We start from the raw sequence: 17,612 nt of genomic DNA on the forward strand, positions 1-17,612 counted from the left end.
GTGGGGCAAAAGTAGCAATTCATACCCTTACAATCCAAACTTATTTAACATTATGTTTAATTTAAATTAATATGCAATCGTAAGAGATTGAAACCGTGAAGGAAAATTTTAAAATACCTAAGGTAAAAATGTTGGGGAGGGAGAGCGTCGGAGTGCTGGAGAGATGGAGAGAGGGGGTGTCGGAGGGTTGGAGAGGGGGAGGAATCAGTAAGGCAAATGGTTCGGGGGATTGATCAGTTTGATTTGTAGTCATTAAAGGGGCGATTATCTGAATAAGTACGGTTGTGAATTTTCTTCCTGAAGTTTTATTCATGAATCATAAATTTTAATTGTTAGTTTTTTTTATCTTTAATTGTATACAAACGTGCCGCTCCTACGGAGCTCGACTGATAGTATTATTACAGTAAACCATTCCTCTTAAATGCAAAAAGCCCGACATAAATCGGACTTCCTACTATTATATGTATCACATTTACTTTGTCAATTTTGCTGTTGGAAGAGAAACTGTACCTGGATCTTTCCAAAGACCGTCCTTCTCTGCTCTCTTTTTGATTGCCTCAGCTCTTTTATTGCTGTCAGGATGTGAATTAAACATTTTCTGTAAACCTGACTGTGCGGTCGCACCTTCGGAAAGTAATCCTAATTTCTTGAATGCAGTATAAGCACCTACCACATTATAATTATTAGCTTTCATAAAATCATAAGAATAAATATCAGCCTCAGACTCTTGCGTCTTACTGTGAGAAGCTTCTAAAAATGCATTTGCCATCTTTCCTACCTGACTGTCACTCAATGTTGCAATTGTGGAAGAAGCGGAAGAAGCAACGTCCAAAGCAGCAGCTTTTAAATAAGCAGACTTAATAGCGTCTTTTGTATCCTGATTTTTAACGTGACCAATCTCGTGCCCGATAACCGCCAACAATTCAGCGTCGGTCATAACATCCATTAATGAAGAGAAAACGCGTACACTTCCATCTGCACAGGCAAAAGCATTCATGTCTTTAACTTTGTACACTTTATAGTTCAGATTTAGTCCGTCCTGAGACTTATGTTTAGCAAAAAGCTTATTTAATCTAACGGTGTAAGGATCTTTTGGTCCTGCAATCACATTTTTCTTATCCATATAATCTACAGATTCTTTTGAAAGTTTAATTGCATCTTCATTGGTAAAAGTTAATGCTTTTGCTCCTTTAGAAATGATGTCTGTAGCTTTTCCGAGATTGATTTTCTGTGCATGAACTGCATTTAGCGAGGCTAGGAATAGCGCTCCGATAATAATTTTTTTCATAAATATAGTTTAGTCAACTAAGATAATACTTTTTTACAAAAAATCCTTTTCCGGAGAACTGCCGAAAAAGGATCTAATCTAAACTATATAAATTAAATTAATCAATAAACAAGGTAGCAATTGCGGTAGCTTCTGCTCCTGTCAATACCTCATCATATGCTGCTGAACCTGCAGCTGCACCAAAGACCGTTGCAGTATTGAATCCTGCCTGCATTGTTACATCTTCTCCATTATATACAGGATTGGTCGCTGCAGGCATATTTCCCCCATTCGCCAATTCGATCCAACCTTTGTTTGCACGCATTCTACGAACCATAGATGCATGTCTTGCCTCTACAGAGTGAATCTGTAAAGCTGCCTGAAGTACTGTCCCGTTTGACATTACGTTTCCGGCCTGTCCTTTATAAGCTCTTACCCCTGTATCTTCAAAAGCCTGGGCAAGAGTTAAAAACTGTTGATAATTTGTAAAAGGTGTAAAAGCACCATTCGCTGTAAAGTCGAAAGTAGGTTTTGCACCTGGAGTAACGCCCAATGACGTTAATGTACTTTTAAGAAATGTAACGTGGGCTGCCTCATGTTTTGAAATCTGCTGAAAAACTACTTTATCTGCCGTAGGAATTAAGTTTGCAGTCTGCAATCCTATTCTGTAATATTCATCTTCTAAATATTCTAAAGTTAAAGCTAGCTGAAGAGCATCTGTCAACGCACTTTTCATGGCTAAAGTTGGTTCTGTTTTGGTTTCAGCCTTTGCAGAAGTTGCCATAAAGCTTCCTAATCCTAAAGGTAATGCTGCAACTGCCGCTTTTTTACCGAATGTAGAAAGATCTGAAAGGTTGTCTAATCTTGACGTTTGTTTTGTGAAAAAAGAATCGTCAGAAAGTTTATCTAATAGTTTTAAAATGTTCATAATAATAGATTTTGAAGTGAATAATTAGTTAATACCTCTTTCTTTCCAGGTAAATGGAGTTTTAATAAATCCTCCGGCTGCCGCTACGACATCTTTCGGTTCTTTCGCTACATCAAGACCTGTAACAGGATCAACAACATCATCTCCGGAGAAGGCTGCAGTTAATGGATTAATCAAATCTCTGATTGCTGATGCATGCCTAGCTTCTACAGAAACAATTTTACCGGCAAGTACAAGATAAGTTGGGTTGGTAATATATTTACCTGCAGCATTGTAAGCCGCCACTCCCGTATCTTCCAAAGCTTTTGCTGTTGCCAAAACAGAGTTTCTGTCATTGAAATTTACATTAGGATACTGAAATTCAAGTGTCGGTAAAACATTTGGAGTTGCACCTGTAATTGCAGCTTTGAAAAAATCTCGGTGAATTACCTCGTGGTGATACAAATCTGTTAAAACTTCTTTTTCCGCATTTGAAATTCCTGCATAAAAGTTATTGACAACTTTCGTGTAAAAATCGGCTTCTAACTGTTCAAGAGCATATGCATAGTTCAGAACACCTACATCGCCCACACCCAAATCGAATATCTTATTATCATTATATTCAAAATCGTCATCATTACAGCCTACCAAAGTAAGCCCGGCAACGGCAATACCGATGCCGCTTAGTTTTAAAAAGTTTCTTCTGCTGGTATCCAGGGTAGCTCCCTGATTAGAAACATAGATTGGTTTTTTCATAATATTATTTTTAGAAGGGTTTAGTTACTTTTAATGATATCTACGACATTAGTTTTAATTTGGTTTTCATATTTTTAAAAAAAATGAATTTTTATTAAACTAATCTTCAAAAAATATCAAAAAACATTGAACCATACACAATTACAATACCATTATACTTTTGTGTGGTAGCTAAAATTCAATCTTTTTTAAAATAAATTTTACTTATTTTTGTGAAATGAGTCAAAAATGGATTTATAAAACCGAACCTGATGAGGAAACTGTTGACGGATTGAGTTCGTCGCTTGGTTTTGGAACTTTTGAATCCAAACTGTTGGTTCTTAGAGGAATTGACAATTATCAGAAAGCGCGCGAATTTTTCAAGCCCAACCTGACAGATATCCACAATCCTTTTTTGATGGCAGATATGCAAAAAGCAGTTGAGCGTATTGCAACAGCCATTGAAAACGGTGAAAAAATAATGGTTTACGGAGATTACGATGTTGACGGGACCACTGCTGTTGCACTTACCTATCTTTATTTAAGAAAAATTGTTCAGAAAAAATATTTAGACTTCTATATACCCGACAGAAATTCTGAAGGCTACGGAATCTCTACCGAAGGAATTGATTTTGCTAAAGAAAACGGTTTTTCTCTGATCATTGCATTAGACTGCGGAATCAAGTCAATTGATATGATTAATTATGCGAAAGCAAAACATATTGATTTCATTATTTGCGATCACCATTTACCCGGAGACGAAATTCCTGATGCGGTAGCTGTTTTAGATCCAAAAAGAAGCGACTGCAGATACCCTTTTAAGGAGCTTTCCGGATGTGGAGTTGGTTTTAAACTGTGTCAGGGACTAAATACGATTTACAAAATCCCCGAAACGGAATTGTTTGAACTGACAGATCTTCTTGCCATCTCTATTGCAGCAGATATCGTTTCGATGACCGGTGAAAACAGGGTTCTGGCAAAAATGGGACTGAAAGTTCTCAGAAAAACACGCAATTTGGGTCTGAGATTATTGATTCCTGAAGATAAGCTTTCACATTTCGAAATTTCAAATATTGTTTTTGAAATTGCTCCGAAAATCAATGCTGCAGGTAGAATTTCGCAAGGAAAAGCCGCAGTAGAACTCATGGTTTCAGACAATCTGAAGCACGCCCAGCAAATTGTGGGAGACATCATGAATCTGAATGATGAAAGAAGAGAACTGGATATGTTTTCTACGGAATCTGCTTTAAAACAAATTATAGAATCTCAACAGGAAACAAAATACACCACAATTGTTTATCATCCGGAGTGGAACAAAGGAGTAATCGGAATTGTTGCATCACGGCTTATAGAAACTTATTATAAACCTACGTTAGTTTTCACAGATGGAAATAACGGTGAAATGGTAGCTTCTGCAAGATCTGTTTCAGATTTTGACGTACATGAAGCACTTGATTTATGCTCGGAATATTTTCTGAAATTTGGCGGACATCACGCTGCAGCCGGACTTTCTATGGAAAAAGATAAGTTTGATGCTTTCAAAATTAAATTTGAAAAAACCGTTGCCGAAAAAATAAAAGATCATCAAAAAGAACCTTCAATTACTATAGATGCTGATATAGAAATCGACGAAATCAACAGAGATTTTATCAATTTTCACAGAAAATTGGCACCATTTGGTCCTCAGAATATGAAGCCGAATCTGGTTTTGCGAAATCAAAAGATTGCAGGCTATCTGAAAACTATGGGAAAAGATAACAATCACCTTAAATTCTATATCAAACAGGAATCTACAGGAAGAAATATAGAATGTGTCGGCTTTAAACTCGGACAGTTTGCGGATGATTTCAGGAATAAATCTTTCGATATTGCATTTACTTTAGAAGAAAATCACTGGAAGGGTAATGTGACGCATTATTTAAATATAAGAGACGTGAAATTCAGAGAAGACTAACCTTAAACTTAACCTCAACTTTGAAAAAAATCGGCTTATTTTTCGGTTCTTTCAACCCGATTCATATTGGTCATTTGATTTTGGCTAATTATATTCTTGAAAATTCTGACATGGATGAATTGTGGTTTGTAGTGAGTCCACAGAATCCTTTTAAGGAAAAAAAATCACTTCTGAAAGATCACAACCGTCTCGATATGGTGCAGCTTGCAGTAAAAAATTATCCTCAAATGCGTGCTTCAAACGTAGAGTTTTCTTTACCTACACCAAGTTACACGATTGATACTTTAACGTATCTCCAGGAAAAACATCCTGATTATTCTTTCAGTCTGATCATGGGAGAAGATAACCTCAACGGGCTTCACAAATGGAAAAATTCTGAAGTTTTAATTAAAAACCATCACATCATCGTCTATCCGAGAGTTTTTGAAGGCGAGAAAAAAGATTCTGAATATCTGCAGCACGAAAATATTTCTATGATCAAAGCTCCCGTGGTTGAGTTATCTGCAACTGAGATCCGTAATATGATCAAAGAAGGTAAAAATGTGAGACCGATGCTTCCACCGGAGGTTTTTGAGTATTTGGACGGAAGTAGTTTTTATAAATAAGTTAGAAGTTAGAAGTTAGAAGTTAGAAGTTAGAAGTTAGAAGTTAGAAGTTAGAAGTTAGGCAAAATTAATTTTTTAGTAACATGGAATTCATCGAAAATTTTTTCTCAAAATATCCTCAGGAAAAACTCATTAAATGGTTTAAACAAATCTGTATGGCAGAAGCTATATCATGGTTTTTTCTGTTTACAGCAATGATCTGGATACGAACTGATCCTGAAGGAGTTTTACCAATTATTTACATTAGTACAATTGGTAGTATTCACGGATTATTTTTTACGCTTTACCTTTTATTTTTACCATCCGTAAGAAAAATATACACCTGGGACGATGAAGATACCGTCTTCGCTTTGATCGCTGCTTTTTTTCCGTTTGCTACAATTTGGATCGATAAAAAACTGGCTCGTTTTGACAGAGAATAAAAAAAGAGGCTCTTTGGAAGCCTCTTTTTTAGTATAATTTTAAATTTAATTATCTCTGATGACGTGTCCTGTTACGCTCAATGTATGTGAACCTGTAGTATTGGCGTAAGTTCCGTTTATTGTAAAATCAATGTACTGCCCTACTGCACCAAAATTGCTTATTTGTAGCGTAAGATTATTTCCATTCGCCTGAATAACTCCTCCAGAAGATTCTATACTAAAGTTTGAGATATATGTTCCTACTGATGATATGTTTTGGGAAGTTAAATAAAAACTGCCTGTCGCATTTTGTGAACTTACATTTAATCCTCCACCCCCGATTGGAGATTGCGAATAATTGCTTGCAAAAATTGGAGTGATAAAGTATTTTATAGCCTGAGTATCTGTCTGGCTATTAACAAATTCTGTCGTAGCGGTACAAACAGTAAGATTACCCAGATTAGTTGTAGGCGAAGTTGCGGTAAAATTAATATTTCCTGTAGTTTGAAGATTGGTGAAATCTGCACCTAGAAATGTTAATTGCTGGCTTGATGCACAACCTAAAACATTAAAAGAAAAGCCTCCGTTAGTTACGACTGCAGAATAGCCGGAAAAATAATTTGTGCTTGAACCATAAGATAAATACGCCAATCCGTTAGTTACATTATTACCAGAACAATCTTTAAGGGTACCTGTAATTGTTGTTGTAATAATATTGTTCAAATTCTGAGAGATTGTAATTGCAGGAAGTGTATTGTTAGAATTATTTGCAAAAGGTCCAATATTATTGGTGACAATTACATTGTTACAAGCATCAAGAATTTTCAAAGTTAAATTTTCACCAGCAGGTACGATTCCCGATGCATTTCCGTTTCCATCTGTAATTGCGGAAGTAGAGTTCTGGTTTTGTCTAAATATTCTTACCGTTACATTACTCAATGGCAATGCGGTAGAATTTTGAATATGAACATTCAAAATACATTGAGGAAACTGTGCATCGCAATTCCACCAAGAAAAGTGACTTACATTTCCTACATAAGTATTTCCAATCTTTGTTGCGGAAGCTTCTTCCTGCCAAATTCCTGTAGTTTCGTTAAATGTCCACAACGGAATTGTAGAAGGAGCCGTTGAAGTTTGAGTAGCATCTATCGCCACTGTCATTTCAGCAGTATGACCATTAGCAATCTGAAGATTTTGCCCGGAAGCGCCTGTCAGTTGTACATGCAGCATTCCGAAAGTCTCCATTACTCTTGCATTTCCTCCGATATTGTTTGCAAGTAAAGATCCGGGCATCAGTTCATTAAGATACTGATCTGAAGGTTTCAGATGAAACATGGCTACATTTACATTTCCGCTGTATGCATTTCCGTTAGCATCTTTAAAGCTTCCGTCGAATTTTACTTTTGTTCCGTTTGGTAAAGATACTGTAGCAGTAGCACCTGAAGCAATGGTAGAAGTGTTGGTTGCAGGAATCATCATAATGTTGATTTTGTTGCTTCCGTTGGTAGGAACCATTGTACGGGAACCATTTACAAAACCAGTTTTCGTTACTTTTACGTAAGCGAAATTTTCTTTCACATCGGCATTTTTAATTACAAAAATTCCTTTAGAATTGGTTTGTACAGTTGCTGATCCGATAGTAACCGTCGCTCCGGAAACAGGTGTTCCATCTGTTGATAAAACCAAACCGTGAAAATTTCTCTGTGCTGAATTTCCAAAGTTAAAGTTTGTTTCCTGATTTCCCTGCTGCTGATTTTCGAGATCAATAAAAGAATCGCTTTTACATGATACAAGAATCATTAAAATCATGAATAATGAGTAAAGTTTTGTCATAAATTATTACGTTTTATTGTGAACTCTAAATTACTCAAAAAAAAGTGAACTTAATAATTTATTTTATGATGTAACAAAATCGCTTCTTTGATTGTCTAATTATGTAGAAATAAAAAGAAGTATTTTTTTAATTATAAAATTTTAGTAACTCATATACAAACAGTTACAAATAAAAATAAAATATTTTTACTACTTTGTATTGCATGATACTAAATTTATTACATATCTTTGCAATGTTAAATAATAACAAATACAAGCATCTATAAACTATTAAACTTCAAAATCATGAAAACGCCACTTCTTATCGCCGCTATATTCTTCACCGGACTGACATTTGCTCAGGAAAAAAAATCTGATACTTTAAAAACAAAAAAAATCGAAGAAGTTGTCTTAACAAAGCAGGTCTTCAAAAAACAAAGCGACCGTTTTGTTTACGATGTTGCCGCATCACCAGTCGCCAAAGGAAATACAACTTTTGATTTGTTGAGACAAACTCCTCTGCTTTCTACAACAGACGACAAGACACTAAAGATTGCAGGAAAAAACAACGCACTGATCTACATCAATGGCAGAAAAACCAATATGGATGCAGAATCTGTTACTCAATTCCTAAAAAATACTCCTGCAGAAAATATCCAGAAAATTGAAGTGATTACTGTTCCCGGAAGTGAGTTTCAGGTAGAATCTTCAGACGGAATCATCAATATCGTTCTCAAAAAGAAAATGAGCGATGGCACAAGCGGAAACATGAGAATGTCTAATTCCCAAAATAAATACAACGGAAGCTCAGCAAGTTTTTCGCTGAATTACCGAAAAGATAAACTGGGAATAAGTTCTAATCTTTACGGCGGTGATAATATTCAGGCACAAAGCTATATTTTGCGAAACGGAAATGCTTCTTCATCTAATGAATCTGTGGGAAACATTGATGATCCTAATCAATATGTCGGAGGTTACCTCAATTTAGATTATCAACTCACAGAAAAAAGCAATCTGGCTTTGTCATGGAATTCCAGTGCGAACAAAAGTTACAACTCTACAGTCAATTTATTCAATACTATTCGTTCTCTTGATACAAAAACGCAATCTTATATTACCAATTACACCAATTCAAGAAATAAAGAAGATGCCCGAAGCTACAACAATTCGGTTAATCTGAATTATGAACTGAAAACCGATTCGCTGGGAAGCAAACTAAATTTAAATGCGGCCTACCTGAATTACAGAAGATTCCAGTTTACTGATAATAAAACCTTTTTATCTGATGCTGAAGGAAATGACGGATTATTAAGCCAGACCATTTATCAGAATCTGCCGCAGATCATTAATAATTTTTCCGGAACTACAGATTACATTCAGAAGTTTAAAAAAGACTTCACAGTAGCCATTGGCGGAAATTTTAATAAAACTAAAACGGATAACGATACAAAAAACGACACATTTATAGAAGGTGAAACACCGGAATTTGCACCTAATCATTTTATATATGATGAAAATATTTTTGGTGCCTATCTGACACTGGAAAAGAAATTCTCGGATAAATTTTCAGGAAAGATCGGTACACGCTACGAGATAACCAGCAGTTTGGGTACATCAGACAATGCTGCTCCGGAATACAGAAAAATTGAGAGAGATTATAATAATCTGCTTCCGTATCTGAGTTTCAATTATGCTGTTAATGATAAAAATAATATTTCTTACGCTTTTTCTAGCAGAATGAGAAGACCTAGTTTCTGGGAGCTTAATCCTGTGAGAAACATTCTTACGGAGGACAATTACACCCAAAACAATCCTTTTGTAAAAGCATCTTCAATATATAGCCATGAATTGACTTATATGTTTAAAAGCTCATATTTTTTGATTATCAATCATTCATTAATAAAAGATGCCATCACACAGGTGCCTTTGCAGAGAGATATTCTGAAGCCTAGAAGAGATGAAAACGGAAATCCGGTTCTGGGATCAAACGGTCAGCCGATCATGGATTCTTACAAACAGTTGAGATACATCCGCACTAATTTCGGTGACAAACAGGAAATGTCTGCAATGATTGGAATTCAGAAAACACTTTTCAAACAATACCTTACAATGAATTTCAACATTGGTCTTCAAAGAAACGTAAACAACGGAAGTCTAAGCGTTGACCCAACTTCAGGAGATGTGTTTCCTACGTATGAAAATAAGATCAGCTCTACGAGTATCCTCATTCAAACCAACAACACTATTCGCCTTGACAAAAAGAAAACGTGGTTCCTGGGAGTTAATTATTTCTTCGTAGATAAGCAGCAGATAGAATTGGGAATGCTGAAAAACCTGATGAGCCTGGATCTAAGCATCAAGAAAAACTGGAACGACTGGACGTTTGCCTTGAATGTAACTGATGTTTTGAGAACAAATATCGTAGAAATTGAAGATTACCAGGCTAACGGAAATTACAATTATGTCAGAAACGACCAGTTCAGAAGAGGCGGAACATTCAGTATTACTTACAATTTCGGAAATCAGAAAGTGAAAAAAGTAAGAGACATCGAAGGCGCGTCTGACGCCATCAAAAACAGAACGAGATAAAAATAAAACAATCATTCTTCATATATATTATTTTGTACGAGAAACCTGCCGGGAAACTGGTGGGTTTTTCTATCTTTATGAGTATGAATAAATCTCTGGTAATCCTTTTACTCATCTTAATATTTGTAGGATGTAAAGAAAAAACGGTAAATCTCGGAAAAGACATTTCGTTTGATAAAGAAATGAATATCTCTTATGGAACCGATTCTGAACAAAAATTAGATTTATATATTCCAAAAAATAAAGATTCAATTAAAGAAATTTTCGTCATCATTCATGGCGGTGGATGGAAAGCAGGGGATAAATCTAATCTTACATTTTTTACATTATCATTAATGCAGAAACTTCCTGATCATGCATTTGCAAATATTAATTACCGTTTGGCAGATATAAACTCTTTTGCTCTTCCCAATCAAACTGATGATATTGATAGTGTACTCGGTTTATTGGTGAAAAGATTTGGGACAAATGCAAAATTCATTTTACTGGGAAACAGTGCAGGAGCGCATTTATCAATGTTATATGGCTACAATTCTTTTTTTGATTTTAAGCATCATCACAACATCAAAGCTATCGCCAATATTGTGGGACCCGCAGATTTATTGCACAAAGATTTTACCCACTATTCTGATTATGATTTTATTGAAAAGCATATGATTGACCTGAAAACGCCTACTCCGACTGATCTTACCAATAGAGACATTCCAAATCCGGTGTATTGGATCAACGAAAAGTCACCACCAACCATTTCTTTCTATGGAAATAATGATCAGGTCATTCCATTATCACAAAAATCAATTTTAGATTCGGCTTTGAATAAAAATGGAATCTATAATCAGTCTTTCGAATTTTCCGGCGGTCATCTTGATTGGGACAACGAGAAAAATTCACCGTTTTTAATTAATAAAATTGATGAATTTCTAAAGCAGATCAAATAAAAAAACGCTTTGAAAATTTCCAAAGCGATCTTATTAAATACTCATTTTGTCATTCCGGAAGAATCTAAGTACAGATTAATTCTAATTTCTATGTTTAAATTCCTGCGGAATAACAAACCTGATGCAACAGTTCTTTTGGGTTAAAAATTAAAACCTATTCCGATTTTACAACATCCGTTCTCTCAGAAATTCCATTTGCATTAAAAGCTTCAATCTGGAAGTAATAAGAATCTACTCTGTCGGCCCCGGTAAAGAAATATTCATTTTTACCATATACCATTATGCTTCCGTATAACTTATCGGGAGATTTCCCCCAATAAATAACATAACCGTCTGCTTCTGAGTTCTGTTGCCACTTCATCCAGATACTTCTTCTTTCGCCATATTTTTTAGCATCAGCTCTTAACGGAACAAAATTCTGAACTTTTGCAGGTTTCGCACCCGCTCCTTTTCCAAACACTCTGAAACCGCTTAATGCAAACTTTCCTGTCGGCATTTTGAGATTTTCCATTTTTAAATATCTTGCTTCGGCTGGTTTTTCCAATTCGATATAATCGTGGGGAACGTCTTTTGTATTCTTACTTTTATCGACAATAACTTTCCATTTTTTGCCATCATTTGATCCGTAGATTTTATACTGATGCATTTTGCCTTCAGTTTTTCCCATAAATTCTGCATCCTGATCGGCATAATTGACCTGAATCGCATTAATTGTAGAAACTTCACCTAAATCTGTCTGAAACCATTCTCCGGAATTTCCTGTTTTTGCACTCCAGTATGTTTTAATATCTTCATCCACTGCATTATTAGAGTGATAACCACCCAAAGTTGACGAAACCTGAACAGGCTTATTATAATTCAGCAACATCCAACCAGGGAAAAGTCCTTTCGAAAAATCTTTTCCCTGTGCAAACTGGGGAAGTAAAGTCGGATAATCGCCATAAGCAGTGTTTGTATACATCACATCATCCTTATCAAAACCAGCCGGCCAGATTCCCAAACGTCTTTCAAAATTATTTTTAGTGGAAATAAAAATCGTTGAAACGTGCCACCAGTTTTTAAAATTGTCTTCGAAAGTCGCTCCGTGTCCTGCTCCTCTTGCAAAACCTCCCGGTTTATAAGAAAACGGGTTGTGCTGTTGGTATTCGTAACCTTCCAGAGGATTTTTTGAAACATAAACTCCGTCAGAATATCCGCTGAATTCTGTCGCCGGAGCACCATACTGCATATAATATTTGTCTTTGTACTTAGTCACCCAAGCTCCTTCCACAAAAGGCTGCAGAAAAACATTGTCATTGTATTCCCCGAAACGTTCCCAACCGTGATCTTCGGGTTTTAGTCTTAAAATAGGTTTTACAAAACCTTGAGATTGTAAGTTTTTCACTTTCACTTCCGTTCCCAAAAGCGGCCACTCGTTGCTCGATCCCCAATACAGATACAGTTTGTTTTTATCTTCATCATAATGAAAAGCAGGATCCCAAGCTCCAACTTTCAACGTATCAACTGCAATTTTCCAGTCGTCTACAGTAGGATTCGTACTTTTCCAAATCGGAAAATCAGATTCCCAAGTTGAGCCGTACACGTATAAAGTATCTTTCATTGCCCAGACTGCGGGAGCATTCAAATCGTGGGTATATTTATTATCTCTCAGGAATTTTCTTTTGACAAATTTCCAGTCGAGCATATTGTCGCTGTGCCAATATCCTTCCTGATTGGTAGAAAAAAGAAACAGTTTTTTCTGGAAATTGACGATTACCGGATCTGCCGTAGCACGGTGTTTTCCCTGCTTTGAAAAAACCTCAAAAGGCGTATAGCCATAATCAATATTGATCGGGTTGCAGTATGTTTTTTGTTGTGCATTAAATGAAAAACTTAGCAGAATCGCTAAATTTAAGTATAGCTTTTTAATCATAATCTTCTTTATACTATTACAAATTTAAGAATTTTAAACTGTTGCCTGAATTTTCAAAACATAAAAAAACTTCTGACATTAATATCAGAAGTTGTGTTGCAGATAACTTAAAAAATTATTTTTTCGGAAGGAAAACCTCAGCAAGCATACAGCGTGCGCTTCCGCCACCATTTACTTCAATGGTATTGAGATCTGAATAAATGATTTCACAATATTTTTCGATATTTGAAACCTGATCAGGGTTTAAAGACTGATAAGCAGTCTGGCTCATTACCAAAAACTTTTCGCCCTCTTTATTCTGAACCTGAAGCATATTTCCTGCGAATTGCTTCATCTGTTCTTCAGAAATTTCAATGATTTCTTTCCCTGAATTTTTGATGGTTTCAATAACTTTGCTTCTTTCAAGCTCATCATCGATACAATCTAAGCAAATCACAACAAATTTGTCTGCCACACACATCATTACATTGGTGTGATAAATCGGAAGTCTTTCTGAGCCTACCGTCTGAAAAGAGTGGAAAACAACAGGTGTGAAATTATATTTTTCACAAAATTCTCTGAACAGATTTTCATCTAATCGTAAAGAAACTGAACCATAAGCAATTTTGTTATCGTGATCAAAAATCATACTTCCTGTTCCTTCCAAAAAGTGTCCCTGAATTTCCGGTAAAGACCAATCATCGATTTCGGCAACTTCAAACCCCTGTTCTTTAATACTTTCGATAATATCTTCTCGTCGTTCTACTCTTCTGTTGGATGCAAACATCGGGTATAGAACTACTTTACCATCGTTGTGAAAACTCACCCAGTTATTTGGGAAAATAGAATCCGGAGTGTGAGGATCAATCGTATCTTTTATTGTGATGACATTAATTCCTTTGCTCTTCAGTTTTTCAACAAAAATCTTGAATTCAGCCAAAGCTTTTGACTGAATATCTGCTCCTTTCTGCTCTACCTGAAAGTAATTGTTCTCTGCTGTTTCTGCGTTGTAACCGAATGCAATCGGCTCTATCATGAGTACTGTATCTGTTGTCTGCATTGTTTGTGGTTTAGTTATTATTGAATAGTTATTTCGGCAAAATACCAGAAAGCTTTTTACTGTTTTGAAATTTCAACTTTCGATTTTATTAGCTCATATATTTTCTTTGTGTTTTCCGAAACTTCATTCCACATTCCAACAGATTTATATTCACAAATTAAATTCATATTTTCTCTATCAAATTTCAACTTTACATTTCCAACGTAATCAGTTGCAAGAATATCGGTAAATTTTGGATTTGTAACTGATTCGTAAATATATCGAGCTAAGCTATCTTTTTCAGATTTTGAAAAGTAAACTTTATATTTTTGCTTTTTGTCTATCTCATATTTTGGTGGAATATCATAAATACCTTTTTTATAAACTATATTTTCATATTCTGCCGAATCAGAGAATTTGGAAATTTTAATGGTTTGGTATCCTGTTTCGACCTCAAGGTTTTCCCAGTTTTGATAAGAAGTATCTTCGTAAGTATGTTCAACTTTTTTTGAACAAGAAGTTATTATTATAAAAAGAAGTATTCCTTTTGATTTCTTTAAAATGTTCAAAACCATCACTCTCTTACCAAAGGCATCGTAGAACATCTCAGCAAACCTCCCATTTTAGAAATCTCTCTGTATGGAATTTCTTCAACAGTCATTCCCCACTCGTTTCTAAGATGCTCGTTCATTCTTGTAAATGATTTATCTGAAACGACAACTTCCGGAGAAATCGAAAAAATATTCGGGAACATCTCAAACATTTCTTCATCTGTAACGTGGAAACAGTTTTCTTCTCCGAAAATATCGATGATTAAGTTGTAATCACTTTCGTCTACAAAACCGTTTTTATAAATGATGCATTTATCATTTCCGATCGGGTTAAATGTACAGTCTAAATGCAAAATTCCCTGATAAGGTTCTCTGTCGTTTTTCTTCAGTTCAAAATCGAGAATTCTCTTCTTCGGAAAATATTCTTTCAGAATTTCTATGGCATATTCGTTGGTTCTGGCTGTTTTGTAATTTCTGTAATCTTGTGAGAAACACGTTCCTATGAAAATAAAATCATTCCATACAATGACATCTCCGCCTTCGATATGGGCAGTGTCGGGAAGATTGATGATATCACGCCATTTTACTTTTTCAAAGATGGAGCGATATGCATCCTGTTCGTCTGCGCGGTCCGCAATGACATTGGAAATAATCATCTTATCTTCAATCACAAATGAAACATCTCTTGCGAAAACCTGATTGTAATCTTTGATAATACTCGGACGAAGAACTTCAACATCATATTTTTTCAATACTTTTTCAAAAGCTTCCATTTCCTCAATAATATCTTTCTCTTTAGGATAAATATTGTGCAGAATGGAATGGTATGATTTGGCATCATAACTTTCTTCTAAAGTGGGATCGGGACCCATCGAATTGGGCTGTCCCAGAACTACTGATTTTAGTCTGCCGGTTTCGTTTTTAATATTTAGTTTCATAAAAAATACGTCTAATGTCTAAGCTTTAAGTAAAGCATTGATTACATAGCATCAGCCACAAATATAATTAAAGAACATCGAAGTCAAAAATTTAATATTGAATAAAATGTGTGTAATTCGCTTGCAGGATTTTAGTTTTAAAAATCCTGTATATCATCAAATTTTATCTATCGAATCCGTATTTTCCAGATATAAATAATGTATAGAGAACGAAAATTAAATTATATAATCTTTAAACTGAAAATACTAATATGTTGTTTGTTACAAAATTAATTATAGTCAGGCAAAATATTCCATCATTCGCTATTTTTTTATTACCCAAAAACGTGTAGTAAGTTATTATTTGAAACATTCGGACAATTGTTTGGTTTTAAATTTATGTGTAAGTTGAGCTGCCATTCACAAGAAACCATTTTCTGTTACAAACATTCCGCTCTTAAGGAGCTCGACTGATAGGGGATGCATTTCTATAGACATGGCGCTCCTACGGAGCTTAAGCGATTGAATCACTTTTTTTCTACAATCATTATGCTTTTATTAAAACGCAATAATCAATAGTACATTTTAATCATTAATAATTATAGAAGATTGGTCAACAAAAAATCCCAAAGTAAACTTTGGGATTTAAATTTATCTGAGAAAACAATATTATCTGTTTGCAATATCGATATAATCTCTTTGTTGAGCTCCTTGGTAAACCTGTCTTGGTCTTCCGATCGGATCTCCTTTTAATCTCATTTCTTTCCATTGAGCGATCCATCCCGGAAGTCTTCCCAATGCAAACATTACTGTAAACATTTCTGTAGGAATTCCCAACGCTCTGTAGATGATTCCAGAATAGAAATCTACGTTTGGATATAATTTTCTTTCGATAAAGTATTCGTCTTCAAGAGCTACTTTTTCTAGCTGCATTGCAATATCAAGAGCTTTGTCTTCAATTCCTAGTGCAACTAACAAATCGTCAGCAGCTTTTTTGATGATTTTTGCTCTCGGATCGAAATTTTTATATACTCTGTGTCCGAATCCCATCAAACGGAAGCTATCGTTTTTATCTTTAGCTTTTTCAACCCATTTATTAACGTCTCCACCATCTTTTTCGATCAATTCAAGCATTTCAATAACTGCCTGGTTCGCACCACCGTGAAGCGGACCCCAAAGTGCAGAAATACCGGCAGAAACTGAAGCAAAAAGACCTGTGTGAGCAGAACCAACCATTCTTACTGTAGATGTAGAACAGTTTTGCTCATGATCCGCATGAAGAATCAATAATTTATCTAAAGCTTCAACAACTACAGGGTTGATTTCAAAATCAGCATTTGGTTGTCTGAAAGCCATTTTGTAGAAATTCTCTACATAATTCAGGTTGTTATCTCCGTGATTTAATGGCAAACCTAAAGTTTTTCTGTACGTCCATGCAGCAAGGTGAGCAAATTTAGCAATCAGCAATTCTGCAGCAAGATCCATCTCCTCTTTTGAATTTACGTTAACAGCTTTAGGATTAAAAGCAGTCAAAGCAGAAGTAAGAGAAGACAAAACTCCCATTGGATGAGCAGAACGAGGGAAAGCATCGATGATTTTTTTCATCTCCTCTGCTACGAAGTTATATTTTTTGATATTCCCGTTGAAGGTATTGAATTGATCTGTTGTAGGTAAATCACCGTGTAACAAAAGATACATTACTTCTGTAAAGTTTGACTTCTCAGCAATCTGCTCGATAGGATAACCTCTGTAGAATAATTCTCCTTTATCACCATCTAAATAAGTGATTTCACTTAATGTAGCACCTGTATTTTTGTACCCTAAATCTAAGGTAATAAGACCCGTTTGATCTCTTAATTTTGAAATATCTATTCCTCTGTCTCCGATTGTACTATCTACGATAGGATATTCATACGAATTACCGTCATAATTCAATATAACTTTGTTGTCTGACATTATATAATATTTTATTTAAATTTCTTAAAAATACACAAAAAACAGCAATA

General features: G+C 35.2%; 14 protein-coding genes. 5 read left to right on the top strand and 9 right to left on the bottom strand.

Going from position 1 to position 17,612, the window contains the following annotated elements:
* Positions 1-472: 472 nt before the first annotated feature.
* The 3 genes from AC4FQ5_RS09430 to AC4FQ5_RS09440 form a co-directional block, all read right to left on the bottom strand.
* Positions 473-1,288, bottom strand: a complete 816-nt coding sequence (locus tag AC4FQ5_RS09430; protein WP_491142738.1) for a M48 family metallopeptidase — start codon at positions 1,286-1,288, stop codon at positions 473-475.
* A 97-nt stretch (positions 1,289-1,385) separates the two neighbouring features.
* Positions 1,386-2,195 (bottom strand): ferritin-like domain-containing protein, encoded by an 810-nt coding sequence (locus AC4FQ5_RS09435; RefSeq protein WP_491142740.1) that lies wholly within the window; start codon positions 2,193-2,195, stop codon positions 1,386-1,388.
* Between the two features lie 24 nt (positions 2,196-2,219).
* Positions 2,220-2,930, bottom strand: coding sequence for a ferritin-like domain-containing protein (locus AC4FQ5_RS09440; protein ID WP_491142742.1), 711 nt, complete (start codon positions 2,928-2,930; stop codon positions 2,220-2,222).
* 217 nt (positions 2,931-3,147) lie between these two features.
* Here AC4FQ5_RS09440 and recJ point away from each other — a divergent pair, with 217 nt between their 5' ends.
* From recJ to AC4FQ5_RS09455, 3 genes are all read left to right on the top strand, one after another.
* Positions 3,148-4,863 carry a single-stranded-DNA-specific exonuclease RecJ gene (gene recJ, locus AC4FQ5_RS09445; RefSeq protein ID WP_491142743.1) on the top strand — a complete coding sequence of 572 codons (1,716 nt, stop codon included), beginning with the start codon at positions 3,148-3,150 and terminating at the stop codon, positions 4,861-4,863.
* A gap of 20 nt (positions 4,864-4,883) precedes the next feature.
* Complete coding sequence (gene nadD, locus AC4FQ5_RS09450; protein ID WP_491142744.1) at positions 4,884-5,468, top strand: nicotinate (nicotinamide) nucleotide adenylyltransferase; 585 nt, start codon at positions 4,884-4,886, stop codon at positions 5,466-5,468.
* A gap of 83 nt (positions 5,469-5,551) precedes the next feature.
* Positions 5,552-5,890, top strand: a complete 339-nt coding sequence (locus tag AC4FQ5_RS09455) for a DUF3817 domain-containing protein (protein WP_491142746.1) — start codon at positions 5,552-5,554, stop codon at positions 5,888-5,890.
* Between the two features lie 45 nt (positions 5,891-5,935).
* On the opposite strand, the gene AC4FQ5_RS09460 is transcribed toward AC4FQ5_RS09455, so the two are convergent.
* Entirely contained in the window at positions 5,936-7,702 is a 1,767-nt protein-coding gene (locus AC4FQ5_RS09460; RefSeq protein WP_491142747.1) for a carboxypeptidase-like regulatory domain-containing protein, read from the bottom strand.
* Between the two features lie 285 nt (positions 7,703-7,987).
* Here AC4FQ5_RS09460 and AC4FQ5_RS09465 point away from each other — a divergent pair, with 285 nt between their 5' ends.
* Entirely contained in the window at positions 7,988-10,270 is a 2,283-nt protein-coding gene (locus AC4FQ5_RS09465; RefSeq protein WP_491142749.1) for a TonB-dependent receptor domain-containing protein, read from the top strand.
* A gap of 32 nt (positions 10,271-10,302) precedes the next feature.
* Positions 10,303-11,208: an alpha/beta hydrolase fold domain-containing protein gene (locus AC4FQ5_RS09470; protein ID WP_491142751.1), complete on the top strand. Its 906-nt coding sequence runs from the start codon at positions 10,303-10,305 to the stop codon at positions 11,206-11,208.
* Between the two features lie 154 nt (positions 11,209-11,362).
* Here the strand turns inward: AC4FQ5_RS09470 and AC4FQ5_RS09475 are convergent, their stop codons facing one another.
* The 5 genes from AC4FQ5_RS09475 to AC4FQ5_RS09495 all read right to left on the bottom strand — a co-directional run bounded on the left by AC4FQ5_RS09475 (position 11,363) and on the right by AC4FQ5_RS09495 (position 17,562).
* Positions 11,363-13,120, bottom strand: coding sequence for a discoidin domain-containing protein (locus tag AC4FQ5_RS09475; RefSeq protein WP_491142753.1), 1,758 nt, complete (start codon positions 13,118-13,120; stop codon positions 11,363-11,365).
* A 115-nt stretch (positions 13,121-13,235) separates the two neighbouring features.
* On the bottom strand, positions 13,236-14,159 hold the full coding sequence (gene ctlX / locus AC4FQ5_RS09480) for a citrulline utilization hydrolase CtlX (RefSeq protein WP_491142755.1): 924 nt from the start codon (positions 14,157-14,159) through the stop codon (positions 13,236-13,238).
* Between the two features lie 56 nt (positions 14,160-14,215).
* Positions 14,216-14,743, bottom strand: coding sequence for a hypothetical protein (locus AC4FQ5_RS09485; RefSeq protein ID WP_491142757.1), 528 nt, complete (start codon positions 14,741-14,743; stop codon positions 14,216-14,218).
* Positions 14,713-15,627: a dimethylarginine dimethylaminohydrolase family protein gene (locus AC4FQ5_RS09490; RefSeq protein WP_491142758.1), complete on the bottom strand. Its 915-nt coding sequence runs from the start codon at positions 15,625-15,627 to the stop codon at positions 14,713-14,715. The genes AC4FQ5_RS09485 and AC4FQ5_RS09490 overlap by 31 nt, the downstream gene beginning before the upstream one ends.
* Positions 15,628-16,275: 648 nt before the next feature.
* A complete protein-coding gene (locus AC4FQ5_RS09495) occupies positions 16,276-17,562 on the bottom strand; it encodes a citrate synthase (protein ID WP_491142759.1) in 1,287 nt (428 codons plus the stop codon).
* Positions 17,563-17,612: the final 50 nt, after the last annotated feature.

It is taken from the genome of Chryseobacterium sp. DT-167 (assembly GCF_058310155.1).